We start from the raw sequence: 13,547 nt of genomic DNA on the forward strand, positions 1-13,547 counted from the left end.
CGACGGCCGTGCGTCCCCCGCGCCGCCACGCAACGATGAAGACACGAAACGAGGAGGGGACCGGGTGTCCGAAATTGAGCTGGTGCTGCGTTCCACGCGGGTCGTCACCCCGCAGGGGACACGCGCCGCGTCCGTCACCGTCAAGGACGGCCGGATCGACGCGGTGCTGCCGCACGACGCCGAGGTCCCGGCCGGGGCACGGATCGAGGACCTCGGGGACGACGTCCTGCTGCCCGGCCTCGTCGACACCCACGTCCACGTCAACGACCCCGGCCGCACCGAGTGGGAGGGCTTCTGGACCGCCACCCGCGCGGCCGCGGCCGGCGGCATCACCACCCTCGTGGACATGCCGCTCAACAGCCTGCCGCCCACGACCACCACGGCCCACCTCGACACCAAGCGCGAGGTGGCCCGCAGCAAGGCCCACATCGACGTCGGCTTCTGGGGCGGTGCCATCCCCGGCAACGTCAAGGACCTGCGCCCGCTGCACGACGCCGGCGTCTTCGGCTTCAAGTGCTTCCTGTCGCCCTCCGGCGTGGACGAGTTCCCCGAGGTCGACCAGGAGCAGCTCGCCGCCGCCCTCGGGGAGATCGCCGGCTTCGACGGTCTGCTGATCGTGCACGCCGAGGATCCCGGCCACCTGGACGAGGCGCCCGAGCCGCACGGCCCCAGGTACGCCGACTTCCTCGCCTCCCGCCCCCGCATCTCCGAGAACGACGCCATCGCCGGCCTCATCGTCCTCGCCAAGCGACTCGACGCCCGGGTGCACGTCCTGCACCTGTCCTCCAGCGACGCGCTGCCGCTGATCGCCGCGGCCAAGCGCGAGGGCGTGAAGATCACCGTCGAGACCTGCCCGCACTTCCTGACCCTGACCGCCGAGGAAGTCCCGGACGGCGCGACGGAGTTCAAGTGCTGTCCGCCGATCCGCGAGGCCGCCAACCAGGACGCGCTGTGGGAGGGCCTGGCCGACGGCACCATCGACTGCATCGTCTCCGACCACTCGCCCTCCACCGCCGACCTCAAGACCGCCGACTTCGGCGCGGCCTGGGGCGGCATCTCCTCCCTCCAGCTGGGCCTGCCCGCCATCTGGACCGAGGCCCGGGAACGCGGCCACTCCCTCGACGACGTCGTGCGCTGGATGGCCACCGCGCCGGCCGCCCTGGTCGGCCTCGGCCGGAAGGGCGCCATCGAGCCCGGCCGGGACGCCGACTTCGCGGTCCTCGCGCCCGACGAGACCTTCACCGTCGACCCGCAGGCCCTCCAGCACCGCAACAAGATCACCGCATACGCCGGCAAGACCCTGTACGGCGTCGTACGGTCCACCTGGCTGCGCGGCCGACGGATCAACGACGGCACCACCCTCGCCGAACCCACCGGCGAACTGCTCGAACGGACCCCCCAGGCATGACCACCGACGGCATACCCCGCTACACCGGCGACGCGAGCCCGTACGGCGGCGGCGACCCGTACGCCGACTACCGCACCCCCGGCGCCGCCGGCTTCCCCTTCACCCACCTCCCCGACCTCGCCGACCGCCGGCTGGGCGCGGGCGTGATCGCCGCGAACGACGAGTTCTTCGCCGAGCGGGAGAACCTCCTCAAGCCCGAGCCCGCCCACTTCGACCCCGAGCTCTTCGGCCACAAGGGCAAGGTCATGGACGGCTGGGAGACCCGCAGACGGCGCGGCACCGACGGCGCCCACCCGTTCCCGGCGGACGACGACCACGACTGGGCACTGGTCCGCCTCGGCGCACCCGGCGTCATCCACGGCATCGTCGTCGACACCGCCCACTTCCGCGGCAACTACCCGCAGTCCGTGAGCGTCGAGGGTGCCTGCGTCGACGGTTCCCCGTCGCCCGACGACCTCCTGGCCGGCGACGTGACGTGGACGACCCTCGTGCCGCGCACCGCCATCGGCGGTCACGCGGCCAACGGCTTCGCCGTCGACGCCGGGCGGCGCTTCACCCACCTGCGCCTCAACCAGCACCCCGACGGCGGCGTCGCCCGCCTGCGGGTGCACGGCGAGGTCGTCCCGGCGCCCGGCTGGCTGGCCGCACTGGGCACCTTCGACCTCGTCGCGCTGGAGAACGGCGGCCGGGTCGAGGACGCCTCGGACCGCTTCTACTCCTCGCCGACGCACACCATCCAGCCGGGGCGCTCCCGCAAGATGGACGACGGCTGGGAGACCCGCCGCCGTCGCGGCACCGGCAACGACTGGGTGCGCTACCGCCTCGCCGAACAGTCCCGGATCCGCGCGGTGGAGATCGACACCGGCTACCTCAAGGGCAACGCGGCCGGCTGGGCGAGCCTGTCCGGACGCGACGGCGACAGCGGCGCGTGGGTCGAACTGCTGCCCCGTACGCGGCTGCAGCCCGACACCGTCCACCGGTTCCTGCTCGACGACGCGCCCGCCACCACCCACGTCCGGATCGACATCTTCCCGGACGGCGGCATCGCCCGGCTGCGGCTGCACGGCTCGCTCACCGAGGAGGGGGCGCGCCGACTGGCGTCCCGTCACGAGGAGTTGGGCGGCTGACTGCCGTGCGTCCGGCGGGGCGGCAGGAGATCCCCGGCCCGCCGGACGCCCGCCGGACGGCCGGTGTCATGATGCGAGCCATGACCGACACCCTCTCGTCCGCGTCGCCCTCGGTGGTACGGCTCACGCGGTACACGGCGACGGAGCAGAGCGAGATCCTCGGAGACGGCGCCGACCCCTTCGGAGTCGCGGACGCCGGCCTGAGCTGGCTGCCCAAGGACGAGCACTTCGGCATCAGGCGGAACGGCCGACTGGTCGCGCACGCCGGGCTGTTGCGGGTGCCGCTGTCGGTCGGCGGGGCCGCGACACCGGCCGTGGGGCTCGGCGGGGTGGCCGTCGCACCGGACCTGCGGGGGCACGGCCTGGCCCGGCTGGTGGTCACCGCCGCGCTGGCACACGCCCGCACGCTGGGGCCGCGTTACGGTCTGCTGTTCTGCCGGCCGCCGCTGGTCGCGCTCTACCAGCGGCTCGGGTGGCACACCGTCCCGGTCGACGTCCAAGTCGAGCAGCCCGCGGGGCCCGTCGTCATGCCGCTGCGGACCATGTGGACGCCCCTCCACGACGGCGCCGCCTGGCCGGCCGGCCCGGTGCGGCTGCTCTCCCTGCCCATGTGAACCGGCCGGTCCCGCGCGGACCGGCGCCGCGCGGTCAGTCCGCCACGGAGTTCCAGAACATCAGCTCGTACGCCTGGAGGAGGGGTACGCCTGGCAGCCCGGCCGCGGCAGGTAGTCGGCGAGGGCGCGGGCGGTCAGCCCGCAGGTGTCCGCCAGCCCGGCCAGCCGCTCCAGGGCCAGCGTCTCCCCCTGGGCCAGCAGGTCGAAGAAGTGGCGGGGCGGCGGGCGCGGGACGGGCCATGGACGGTCTCCTCCGGGGTGCGGCACGAGGCGGCGGCCAGGCCCTCACAGTAGGGGCGGGGGCGCCGCGCGGCCGGTCACCGAGCCGCGCCACGGCGCCCCCGCCCCTCCGTTCACCGCAGAATCACCTCATTGACGGCGGGCGCCGCCGTCCCCGCCCGCCACACCAGCCGTACGCCCTCGATCGCGCCGTCCCCGGCCGCGAAGCGCGTCAGGGCACCGGACAGCGTGCCGAGCGTGCGCCAGGAGCCGCCCGTACGGACCTCCACCCGCGCCGCCCCCGCCGGAGCGCCCTGCGGCCGCAGCACGGTCACCGAGTGTGCGGTGCGCGGCGTGTCCGGGGTGAGCTCCAGCGCCTCGCCGGGCTGCGCCGCCCGCGCCGCGCGGTAGACGGTGGCCGGGTCGCCGTCCGCCGCGGACCGCAGCGCGCTGTCCGGTGCCGCGGGCGGGCCGCCGGCCACCGTCACCCGGTCCGTCCCGGCGACCGCGAACTCCCGTACCACCAGCCAGTTGTCCTGTGCCCGGGTGGCCCGGGCGCGTACGTACCGGGCGGTGGTGCCGGCCGGCGGCTCGGCGGTCACCGCCGGCTTCCCGTCGAAGGCCGCCAGCGGTTGCCAGGTCTTGTTGTCCGTGGAGTACTCCAGCACGCCGTGGTGCAGATAGTCCTCCGGGCTGCCACTCTTTCCCATCGTCAGGGTGACGGTGCCCAGTGGACGCTCGGCGTGCAGGTCCAGCCCGACGAACGCACCGGCCGCGGGCCCCGCCCCGCTCCAGAAGTACGTCGCGTCGTCGCCGTCGGTCATCCGGGAGAGCGCGTTGTCCTGATAGACGGACAGGTCCGTCGACGCCTTGGGACGGCCGACGACGCCCAGCGCCCGGTCGTACCCGGCAAGCGCGTCGTCCACGAAGGTGTCCAGCACCCCGTCGGCCACCAGGACCGGAATCCGCTTCCCCGTCAGATCGACGTACACGAACGAGGTGGCGGTCCGCACCAGCTCCGGGACCTGCTGCCGCAGCCGCCACGCCTCGGCATCGTGACCCGTCCTGGTCGCCTCGATCAGCCGCAGGGCGGTGCGCGCAGCCACCCCCCAGGCGTGGGCCGCGTCCAGCCAGGGCCCGCTGTCCTCGACGAAGCCACGGTCGGGCAGCCGGTCGCGCAGCACCCCGGGGGCGTCCTGAAGGGTCCGCAGCACCGCGTCCAGCTTGCGCGCCGCCCCGTCCTTGCCGAACTCCTCGATGGCGGCGGCGAGTTCGGGTGCCTGCTTCGGGTTGAGCGACGAGGAGTAGCCGGTGTCCGCGAAGGCCCGCAGCGCCTCGGCCGTACGGGCGTCGCCGCCGGCCAGCTCCTCGATCGCCGCGCCCCAGGAGGCGCGGGCGTCGTAGGCGGTGTCGTTCCACGCGTAGTCGGCCACGGTGTGCAGCGCCAGCTTCGAGGCCGCCGGCTGGATCATGGGGTTCGCGGTGATCCCCGCCAGCTGCGCCGGCAGCCCCTTCTCCCGTCCGTTGAACGGCCCGAGCAGCAGCCGGTTGGTCACGTAGTCGTTGACCGGGTAGTTGTCCCAGGTCAGGATCGGGTGCCCGAAGACCTCCCGGGCCTGCCGTGCCTGGGCGACGGTCATCGTCGGCGCGATCACCCCCACCCCCGTCCACTCCACCAGCACGTCCTTGTCCAACTGGGCGGCGAGCGCCTTCTTGTACGGGGACGGCTTCACGTCGTAGTACTCGGTCGGCACCATCTGGAGCGGCTGGGCGCCGGGGTGGGTGGCGATGAACTCGCGGTTGACGCGGTTGAGCAGATGGGCCTGCGCGGCACCGGCCGCCCCGCCGCCGGTCCCGAACCGGTCCTTGTCCGCCGCGCAGTTCCAGTCCGTGTAGCTGATGTCGTCCAGTGGCACGGCGAAGGTCCGTACGCCGATGTCCCACAGCGTCCGGAACTTGGCGGTCAGCGCCGTGAGGTCGGCGTCGGAGCTGTAGCAGACGGAGAGCCCGGGCGAGAGCGCGTAGGTGAACTCCACGTGCCGCTCGCGGGCCCGGTCCACCAGATCCTTGATCTGCGCGAGCCGGTCGGCGGGGTACGGGTCGCGCCACTTCTCCCGCAGGTAGGCGTCGTCCTTGGGGGAGTACACGTAGAGGTTCATCTTGTGCGCGCCGTAGAAGTCGAGCTGGTCGAGGCGGGCCCGGTGGGACCACGGTGTGCCGTAGAAGCCCTCGATGACGCCGCGCAGCGGGGTGGCCGGCCAGTCCCGTACGGCGGTGCCCCGGATCTGCGCGCCCGGGTGGTCGCGGTGCGGCAGCAGCTGCCGCAGCGACTGCGCGGCGTAGTACGTGCCGGTGGCGTCCCGGCCGGACAGGGCGATCCGGCCGTCACCGACGGCCAGCGCGTAGCCCTCGGCGGGCAGCCCGTCGCTGCCCCGCGCGCCCAGCTCCGCGAGGGCCCGCGCGGCGCCCGTACCGTCCACGTACACCGTCAACTGCCGCCCGGCAGGGGCCTGCTCGGCCCGTACGACCCGGTCGGCGCCGGCGTCGTGCAGCGACTTCTCGACCAGCGCGACGGCGGCGGGGTCGGCCTTCGGGCCCGCGACGACGGTGACGGCCGGGGTGACGGTGACCCGGTCGGCGCGCGGGTGGACGGACTGCGGGGTGGGGGAGACGGCCGGGGCGGATCCGGCCCGGGAGGTGTCGGCGTGGGCGGCGGCGCCCGGCGGCCCCGACATGCCCAGCAGGGGGACCACGGCGAGGGCCAGGGCCAGAGCGGTGGCCGCCGCGGTGCGCGAACGGTGCATCCTTCGGTCCTCCTCGGTACGGCGAGGGACGGGGTGAGGCGCGCTGCGAGCGCTTCGCGGCAGCAAGGCTTCACCCCGGCGGCGCACCGGGGCCATGGACTTTCAGGACGGGGTGATGGACGGTCCCACGGGCCGCCCGCGGCGGCGGGGAGGCGCTACTTGGACTTCGCCATGAGGACCACCAGGCTCATCATGGCCAGCAGCACATGGGTCGCCACGACGTAGATGAACACCCGCACGTAGACCCCGCGGGGTGCCTTGGTCTCGACGTAGCGCCGGGTGGCCGGGGCGCCTGCCTCGGTGCTCCCGGGGGAGCCGGCGGCGGTCTCCGTCGGCGAAGGGATGGTGTGGTCGGGCACGGCGGACGATCCTTCCAGCTCACAGGCCACGGCGCGGTGCGTCGTCGCCGAGGCACAGCTCGGCGGCACCGCTCTGCAGCAGGGTGTGTACGAACAGCAGCTCCGCCCCGCCCGGCGAGGCGGCGGCGATGCGGTGCGGGGTCAGCGAGTCGAAGTGCGCCGCGTCGCCCGGGCCCAGCAGATGCGCCGCGGCCCCCAGCGTCAGCCGCAGCTGACCGGTGAGGACGTACAGCCACTCCTCGCCGGGGTGCACCCGCACCAGCTCGCCCTGCGCCTGCGCCCGCCGCGGCACGTGCACCCGCAGCGCCTGCATGGCCCGCCCGGGGCCGCCGACGGTCCAGTACGTCCAGCCGCCGGCCTGTGACGGCTCGGTGCGGCCGGCCCGGACGACGGGGTCCCGCTCGGGAACGGTCTCGCCGAGCAGGTCGGATACCGTTGTTCCGTAGGTACGCGCGAGGGCCAGCAGCATCGGCAGCGAGGGCTGGCGTTGATTGGTCTCCAGCCGGGACAGGTGCGCGGGCGAGAGCCCCACCAGCCGCGCCGCGGTCTCCAGCGTGAGACCACTGCGTCGTCGCAGGTCACGCAGGCGCGGCGCGACGGTGGGGAGCTCCTCCGGCGGAGCGCCGGAGGGCTCTTCGGGGAGCTCGGTCATGTACCCGGTATAGCCAGCTTTCGCCTCTCGGGCAAAAGTTTTGCCTCTGAGGCAAACCGCCCGTTTACCGCTCGGCGTCCTGCGGGTACCAGCGCAGCTCGACGGTGAAGCCGTCCGGGTCCGCCACGTAGATCGACTGCGCCCCGCCCCGCGCGCCGTAGCGCTCCACCGGGCCCTCCAGCACGGTGAGGGCGCCGGAGTCGATGACCTCCTGCCAGTCCAGCGGGTCCACGACGAGGCAGAGGTGGTCCACGTTGGAGTCGCCGGACTCCTCCTCGGGGCGGACGATCAGGTCGATGATCGCGTTCGGGCTGATCCGTACCGACGGGAACGGGGCGGCGCCGGCGCGCCACTCCTCCACCCGGACCGGCTCCAGGCCGAGCGGACCGGTGTAGAACGCCAGCGAGCGCTCGATGTCCCGCACCTTGAGCACCAGGTGGTCGAAGTCCTTGACGCGCATGGTTGTTCCTCCGTTGTGTGAGACGGGGGCCGTCTCGTGTGATCAGATTCAACCCCGCCCGCCGGCCGGCCCCGTAGTCGGGGTTACCAATTGGGGTGGCCGGTGGGGGTTCTTGTGAACTCCCGGGAAACTTCCTTCACTTGGCATTGACAGGGTCATGTCTACGCGCGTCATGCTGTAAGGCATGAGAATCCCCCCACGGATCACCAGGATGGGCGCTGCCGGCGCCCTCGTTTCGGCCCTTCTCATCGGCGGGACCGCGGTCGCCGCCACCCCCGCCACGGCGCGGCCGGCCACGACGTACGCCACGGCCGTGCACGTCCAGAGCGTCGGCAACGTCTGCTATTCCAAGCTGCCTTCGCAGGCACACGACACCCTCGACCTGATCGCGAAGGGTGGGCCGTACCCGTACCCGAAGGACGGCACGGTCTTCGACAACCGCGAGGGCAGCCTGCCGGCGCAGAGCACCGGCTACTACCACGAGTACACCGTCATCACGCCGGGCTCGCCCGACCGCGGTGCGCGCCGGATCGTGGCCGGTGAGAAGAAGGACGAGGACTACTACACCGCCGACCACTACTCCACGTTCGACCTCGTCGACCGCAGCTGCTGACGTCCCGCCACATACCGGCACATCTTGGCGGCCGGGGTGCCCACGCACCCCGGCCGCTTTGCTGTGCGCCCCCTCCCACCTGCCACTTCGGGCGTTCTGTGCAGAAGGGGCGCGCGGGGCGCACCCCCCGGGGGACGATTGTCAGTGGTTCCCGGTAGCGTTTCGGTAGAAACGAGGAGCGGGCGGGCATCGGCGGACAAGGGACCATGTGAGGTCAGCTGCTGCGGCGCGCCCCGGAAAGTGCCGCGTCCGCCGTGGGGACGGCGCCGGCACGAGACGTCGGAGACGAGGAAGGACGGCGAACTGCCGTGTATCGCTGGGAGATCACCCGGGCAGCACTGGCGCAGCGTGTTTTCGCCATCGTTCGCAGCAAGACCTATGACGAGGCGAGCGCCACCGCCGACACCCTGCTGTCGGCCGGCATCACGAGCCTGGAGATATCCCTGACCACCCCCTTCGCACTGGAGGCGGTCACCACGCTGACCCGCGAGCTGGGCGACGACGCGGTCATCGGCGCGGGCACGGTCCTTGACGCGGTGTCGGCCCGGATGGCGGTCGACGCGGGAGCCCGCTACCTGGTCTCACCGAGCCTCGACGCCGAGGTCATCGCCACCGGCCACCGCTACGGCGTCCCGGTCTTCCCCGGGGTGGCGACGCCGACCGAGATGGTCCGCGCGCTCGAACTGGGCGCGGACGCGGTCAAGCTGTTCCCCGCCTCGGCGTACGACCCGTCCTGGCTCAGGGACGTACGCGCCGCCCTGCCGCAGGTGCCGGTGCTGCCGACGGGCGGGGTGACGGTCGACAGCGCGCCGGAGTGGATCGCCGCGGGCGCGGTCGCCGTCGGCATGGGCGCGGCGCTCTCCGAGGGCGACCGCGACACCGTCGCCAAGCGCGCCGCCGAGCTGCTGACCCGTCTCGCCGACGCGGCCCCGGAGCCGATGGACGGCGCGGAGCTCGTGGGCGGCTTCCACCGCTGAGGGGCCGGGGGCGAACTCCCGCTCCGGCGGCCGCCGTTGCCGCGTCCAGCAGCCGGGCAGGGGGTTCACCGGCGCCGTCGGCTCTGCCACGCTGAGCGCTGCGGTCACGTGATCATTGCCGCCGGGTCGCCGCCGTACCGGACCCGGCGCGCCGCGTCCGGCCACGTGCCCCGCCCCGCCCAGCAGCCACAGGAGCCCCCATGAAGCGTGCCGCCGCCCTCTCCGCCCTCGCCTGTCTGCTCGCCGTCACCGCCGCCGCACCGGCGTCCTCCGCCGCCCCCGCGGCCGTACGGGGCCCTGTCCACCCCGCCGGCACCAAGGCGTCGGCCCTGGACACCGTCCCGCGGCGCGGGGTGCTGCGGGTCTGCACCACCGGCGACTACCGCCCCTTCAGTTACCGCGACCCCAGGACCGGCGGCTACCGCGGTGTGGACATCGACATGGCCCGGGACCTCGCCCAGAGCCTGGACGCCACGCCGCGCTATGTCCCCACCACGTGGGCCGAGTTGGTCGGCGACCTCGCCGCCGGCCGCTGCGACATCGCCATGGGCGGCGTCTCCATTACCCTCCCGCGCGCCCGTTCCGTGTACTTCAGCGAGCCGACCCGCACCGACGGCAAGACGCCGATCGTGCGCTGCGCGGACAAGGACAAATTCCGGACGCTCCAGCAGATCGACCGGCCCGGTACGACCGTCATCGTCAACCCCGGCGGCACCAACGAGCAGTTCGCCCGCGCCCACATCAAGCAGGCCACCCTCAAGGTCCACCCCGACAACACCACGATCTTCGACGAGATCATCGCGGGCCGGGCCGACGTGATGATGACGGACGCCAGCGAGACCCGCTACCAGGCCAAGATCCACCCCGAACTCTGCTCGGTGCACCCGGACCAGCCCTTCACCTTCTCCGAGAAGGCGTACGCCCTGCCCCGCGGCGACGACGAGTTCAAGGCGTACGTGGACCAGTGGGTACACCTGGCCACGCACGACGGCACGTACGCGAAGTACGAGGCCGCGTGGATGAAGTAGCCGGGGCGGATGTGTCACACCATCAGCGCGGCGGCTGCCTGACGTGCCTGGCGCAGCCAGGAGGCGCGCAATGCGTCGGCCGAGTCGGTGACCGTACGGAAGACGATGCGGCGGACGTCGGCGACACCCACGTACGGCAGGACGCATGCCGCCCAGATCCTCTGCAGCGGGTCGCCGAACTCGCTCTCCTCGCGGTCGGCCGGGGTGTCGGAGGTGTTCAGAACGAGCGCCCGGCCGGCCTTCAGCAGCCCTGCGGGCTCCCCGTCCGCGGTGCCCAGCTTGTACGCGACACCGGGCGCGAGCACACGCTGCACCCAGCCCGTGAGGACGGCGGGCGGCATGCCCCACCAGTTCGGATGGACCAGCACCATGGCATCAAGGGTGGCCACCTCCGACCGGTGCAGCTCCACCTGCACGTCACGGGCGGGGGTGGCCGACCGGACCGTCTCCGTCTCGTCGGCGGTCAGCACCGGGGCGAATCCCTCGGCGTAGAGGTCGTGCGCGAGTACGTGACACCCCCGGTCGCGCAGTTCTTCCACGACGGCAGTGAACACCGCGTGGTTGAAGCTGCCCGGACACGGGTGCGCGAGGTAGACCCCGATGCGCATGGTTTCTCCCTGATCGATGGCTGGTGTACGGCATCAGCGGTCTTGCCGGCGTCAGGCCGTGTCGCCGGCCGCCGCGTGCCCCAGGACGTTGACGATCCGGCCGTTCGGGTCCTTCACGAAGAAGCGGCGCACGCCCCACTCCTCGTCCCTGAGGGGCCGGACGATCTCACCGCCGGCGGCCAGTACTGAGGCGTACACCGCGTCGACGTCCTCGACCTCGATGCTGAGGTCGGGGGCGACCGGGGCGGTGCGGTCCTCGGTCATGAGGGTGAGCTGCGCGGTGGGGTTGCCGGGCGACGCGAGCGTCATCACCCACCCCTGGTTCATCACCTCTTGGAGCCCCAGCAGGCCGTAGAAGGCGCGGCTCTCCTCCAGGGCGTCGGAGGTGATGTCGGGGACGACGCGGCGTACGGACACGGGGGCTCCTCGGGTCGGGATCTCCCTGGCTACCACCCGGCGGCCGCCGAGCGGGGCTGAACCCCTGATTCCGCGTTCGTCGCACACCGGTGGCCCACCGGCGCGGGCCCTTGTCCGGACAATGTGACCTCCGGGCTTCCCGTCATCTGCCGGGCCGGATACGCTCGCCAACGTGGGGAAACGCGAGACACAACAAGCCCTCGGCGCCGAGAGTCCGGTCCAGTTCAGCGTGGACCGGAGCAGTCCGGTGCCGCTGTACTTCCAGCTGTCCCAGCAGCTGGAGGCGGCGATCGAGAACGGCGGGCTGGCTCCCGGCAGTCTGCTCGGCAACGAGATCGAACTCGCCGGCCGACTCGGGCTGTCCCGGCCGACCGTGCGGCAGGCGATCCAGTCGCTGGTGGACAAGGGGCTGCTGGTGCGTCGCCGCGGCATCGGCACCCAGGTCGTGCACAGCCAGGTCAAGCGGCCGCTGGAGCTGAGCAGCCTCTACGACGACCTGGAGGCGGCCGGCCAGAAGCCGGCCACCCGGGTGCTGCTCAACACCACCACCGAGGCCGATGCCGAGGTCGCCGCCGCCCTGGGCATCGCCGAGGGCGTCGAGGTCGCGCTGGTCGAGCGGCTGCGGCTGGCCCACGGTGAGCCGGTGGCGCATCTGCGCAACCACCTCCCCGCCGGACTGCTCACGCTGGAGACCGCGGAGCTGGAGGAGACCGGCCTGTACCGGCTGATGCGGTCGGCCGGGATCACGCTGCACAGCGCGCGGCAGGCCGTGGGTGCCCGCGCCGCGACCGCGGAGGAGGGGCAGCGGCTCGACGAGCCCGAGGGCGCTCCGCTGCTCACGATGCAGCGGACGACCTTCGACGACACCGGGCGCGCGGTCGAATTCGGCTCGCACGTCTACCGCGCGTCCCGCTACGCCTTCGAATTCCAGCTGCTCGTACGGCCCTGAGGGTCCTCGGCCAGGGCCGTGGCGGGTGGTTTTCGCCCGCTATGGCCCGCTGAGGAAGGGTGCTGAGACGTCCGATCGTCAGAATGTTCTGACAAAGTATTGACGCGGTCGAGCGCACGCCGTTAGAACTCCTCCAGCCGCACTCCGGCGGCCGTGGAGAAAAGGCGGTTCCACGATGATCAGCGTGCGTACGACCGGCGCCCGGCGGCTCACCGTCCGCAGCGCCGCCGCTTTACTGACCACCGTCGCACTGGTCGCCGGCTGCAGCGCCACCGGGGGCCAGGACGCCAAGGGCGGGGGCACCGGCAGCCGCATGACCATCGGGATGGTCAGCCACGCCGGGGACGGTGACACCTTCTGGGACATCGTGCAGAACGGCGCCCAGCAGGCCGCCGCCAAGGATCATGTGACGTTCCTCTACGCCCACGACAAGGAGGGCGGGCAGCAGGCCCAGCTGATCCAGTCGTACATCGACCAGAAGGTCGACGGGCTGATCGTCACCCTCGCCAAGCCGCAGGCCGTCAAGGCGGCGGTCCGCAAGGCCGAGGCGCAGGGCATACCCGTGATCACGATCAACTCGGGCGGCGAGTTCTCCAAGGCGTACGGGGCGCTGACCCACATCGGGCAGGACGAGTCGGTGGCCGGCGAGGCGGTCGGCGCGGAGCTGAACAAGCGGCACGTCAAGAAGACCCTCTGCGTCCTCCACGAGCAGGGCAACGTGTCGCTGGAGGACCGCTGCGCGGGCGTGCGCAAGTCCTTCCACGGGACCGTCGAGAACCTCAACGTCGACGGCACCAACGCGCCGTCCGCCCAGTCCTCGGTCGAGGCCAAGCTCCAGTCCGACAAGTCCATCGACGCGATCGTCACGCTCGGCGCCCCGATGGCGGCGATCTCGGTGCAGGCCAGGAAGGAGGCCGGCAGCGCGGCGCAGATCGCGACCTTCGATCTGAACGCCGCCGTGGTCAAGCTCCTCAAGGCGAAGGACGTGACCTTCGCCGTCGACCAGCAGCCCTACCTCCAGGGCTACGAGGCGGTCGACCTGCTCTGGCTGCACAAGGCCAACGCCGACGTGCTCGGCGGCGGCAAGCCGGTGCTCACCGGGCCCGCCCTGGTGACGCAGAAGGACGTACCCAAGCTGACCGAGTACACCGGGCGAGGCACCAGATGAGACCACAGGGGAGACCGGACCCCATCAACCGGGACAGATCACCGGTAACGGATACTTGTTCGGTCGGTCCCGGCCGGCCGTCACTGTACGACACCAGGGGTGTACGGACCGGGAAGTCCACACAGCGCAGACAACCGACGCGGA

General features: G+C 72.5%; 15 protein-coding genes. 8 read left to right on the plus strand and 7 right to left on the minus strand.

What is annotated here, in order from left to right:
- The first annotated feature begins 64 nt into the window (after positions 1-64).
- From allB to OO62_RS32720, 3 genes are all read left to right on the plus strand, one after another.
- A complete protein-coding gene (gene allB, locus OO62_RS32710; RefSeq protein ID WP_033271313.1) occupies positions 65-1,408 on the plus strand; it encodes an allantoinase AllB in 1,344 nt (447 codons plus the stop codon).
- Positions 1,405-2,535 carry an allantoicase gene (alc, locus tag OO62_RS32715; protein WP_033271314.1) on the plus strand — a complete coding sequence of 377 codons (1,131 nt, stop codon included), beginning with the start codon at positions 1,405-1,407 and terminating at the stop codon, positions 2,533-2,535. The genes allB and alc overlap by 4 nt, the downstream gene beginning before the upstream one ends.
- 80 nt (positions 2,536-2,615) lie before the next feature.
- Positions 2,616-3,149: a GNAT family N-acetyltransferase gene (locus tag OO62_RS32720; protein WP_033271339.1), complete on the plus strand. Its 534-nt coding sequence runs from the start codon at positions 2,616-2,618 to the stop codon at positions 3,147-3,149.
- Positions 3,150-3,209: 60 nt separating this feature from the next.
- Here the strand turns inward: OO62_RS32720 and OO62_RS41060 are convergent, their stop codons facing one another.
- The 5 genes from OO62_RS41060 to OO62_RS32745 all read right to left on the minus strand — a co-directional run bounded on the left by OO62_RS41060 (position 3,210) and on the right by OO62_RS32745 (position 7,643).
- Positions 3,210-3,416: a hypothetical protein gene (locus tag OO62_RS41060; RefSeq protein WP_033271315.1), complete on the minus strand. Its 207-nt coding sequence runs from the start codon at positions 3,414-3,416 to the stop codon at positions 3,210-3,212.
- 86 nt (positions 3,417-3,502) lie between these two features.
- Positions 3,503-6,172, minus strand: coding sequence for a glycoside hydrolase family 84 protein (locus tag OO62_RS32730; RefSeq protein ID WP_033271316.1), 2,670 nt, complete (start codon positions 6,170-6,172; stop codon positions 3,503-3,505).
- Positions 6,173-6,327: 155 nt separating this feature from the next.
- On the minus strand, positions 6,328-6,531 hold the full coding sequence (locus OO62_RS32735) for a DUF6126 family protein (RefSeq protein ID WP_033271317.1): 204 nt from the start codon (positions 6,529-6,531) through the stop codon (positions 6,328-6,330).
- A 19-nt stretch (positions 6,532-6,550) separates the two neighbouring features.
- The gene (locus OO62_RS32740) at positions 6,551-7,183 is read right to left on the minus strand and encodes a helix-turn-helix domain-containing protein (protein WP_033271318.1); all 633 of its coding nucleotides are present in this window, start codon (positions 7,181-7,183) and stop codon (positions 6,551-6,553) included.
- A 64-nt stretch (positions 7,184-7,247) separates the two neighbouring features.
- Positions 7,248-7,643 carry a VOC family protein gene (locus tag OO62_RS32745; protein ID WP_033271319.1) on the minus strand — a complete coding sequence of 132 codons (396 nt, stop codon included), beginning with the start codon at positions 7,641-7,643 and terminating at the stop codon, positions 7,248-7,250.
- Positions 7,644-7,827: 184 nt separating this feature from the next.
- Between OO62_RS32745 and OO62_RS32750 the strand changes: the two genes are divergently transcribed.
- From OO62_RS32750 to OO62_RS32760, 3 genes are all read left to right on the plus strand, one after another.
- Positions 7,828-8,256 carry a ribonuclease domain-containing protein gene (locus OO62_RS32750; protein WP_033271320.1) on the plus strand — a complete coding sequence of 143 codons (429 nt, stop codon included), beginning with the start codon at positions 7,828-7,830 and terminating at the stop codon, positions 8,254-8,256.
- Between the two features lie 308 nt (positions 8,257-8,564).
- On the plus strand, positions 8,565-9,233 hold the full coding sequence (locus OO62_RS32755; RefSeq protein WP_033271321.1) for a bifunctional 4-hydroxy-2-oxoglutarate aldolase/2-dehydro-3-deoxy-phosphogluconate aldolase: 669 nt from the start codon (positions 8,565-8,567) through the stop codon (positions 9,231-9,233).
- Positions 9,234-9,433: 200 nt separating this feature from the next.
- Complete coding sequence (locus tag OO62_RS32760) at positions 9,434-10,261, plus strand: transporter substrate-binding domain-containing protein (protein WP_033271322.1); 828 nt, start codon at positions 9,434-9,436, stop codon at positions 10,259-10,261.
- Between the two features lie 14 nt (positions 10,262-10,275).
- On the opposite strand, the gene OO62_RS32765 is transcribed toward OO62_RS32760, so the two are convergent.
- Together OO62_RS32765 and OO62_RS32770 are read right to left on the minus strand one after the other, a co-directional pair.
- A complete protein-coding gene (locus OO62_RS32765; RefSeq protein WP_033271323.1) occupies positions 10,276-10,869 on the minus strand; it encodes an NAD(P)H-dependent oxidoreductase in 594 nt (197 codons plus the stop codon).
- A gap of 51 nt (positions 10,870-10,920) precedes the next feature.
- Complete coding sequence (locus OO62_RS32770) at positions 10,921-11,286, minus strand: VOC family protein (RefSeq protein WP_033271324.1); 366 nt, start codon at positions 11,284-11,286, stop codon at positions 10,921-10,923.
- Between the two features lie 229 nt (positions 11,287-11,515).
- On the opposite strand from OO62_RS32770, the gene OO62_RS32775 reads away from it, so the two are divergent.
- Entirely contained in the window at positions 11,516-12,235 is a 720-nt protein-coding gene (locus OO62_RS32775; protein ID WP_033271340.1) for a GntR family transcriptional regulator, read from the plus strand.
- Between the two features lie 175 nt (positions 12,236-12,410).
- Positions 12,411-13,403, plus strand: coding sequence for a sugar ABC transporter substrate-binding protein (locus tag OO62_RS32780; protein ID WP_033271325.1), 993 nt, complete (start codon positions 12,411-12,413; stop codon positions 13,401-13,403).
- Positions 13,404-13,547: the final 144 nt, after the last annotated feature.

Source organism: Streptomyces lydicus (assembly GCF_000717345.1).
GTDB lineage: Bacteria > Actinomycetota > Actinomycetes > Streptomycetales > Streptomycetaceae > Streptomyces > Streptomyces lydicus.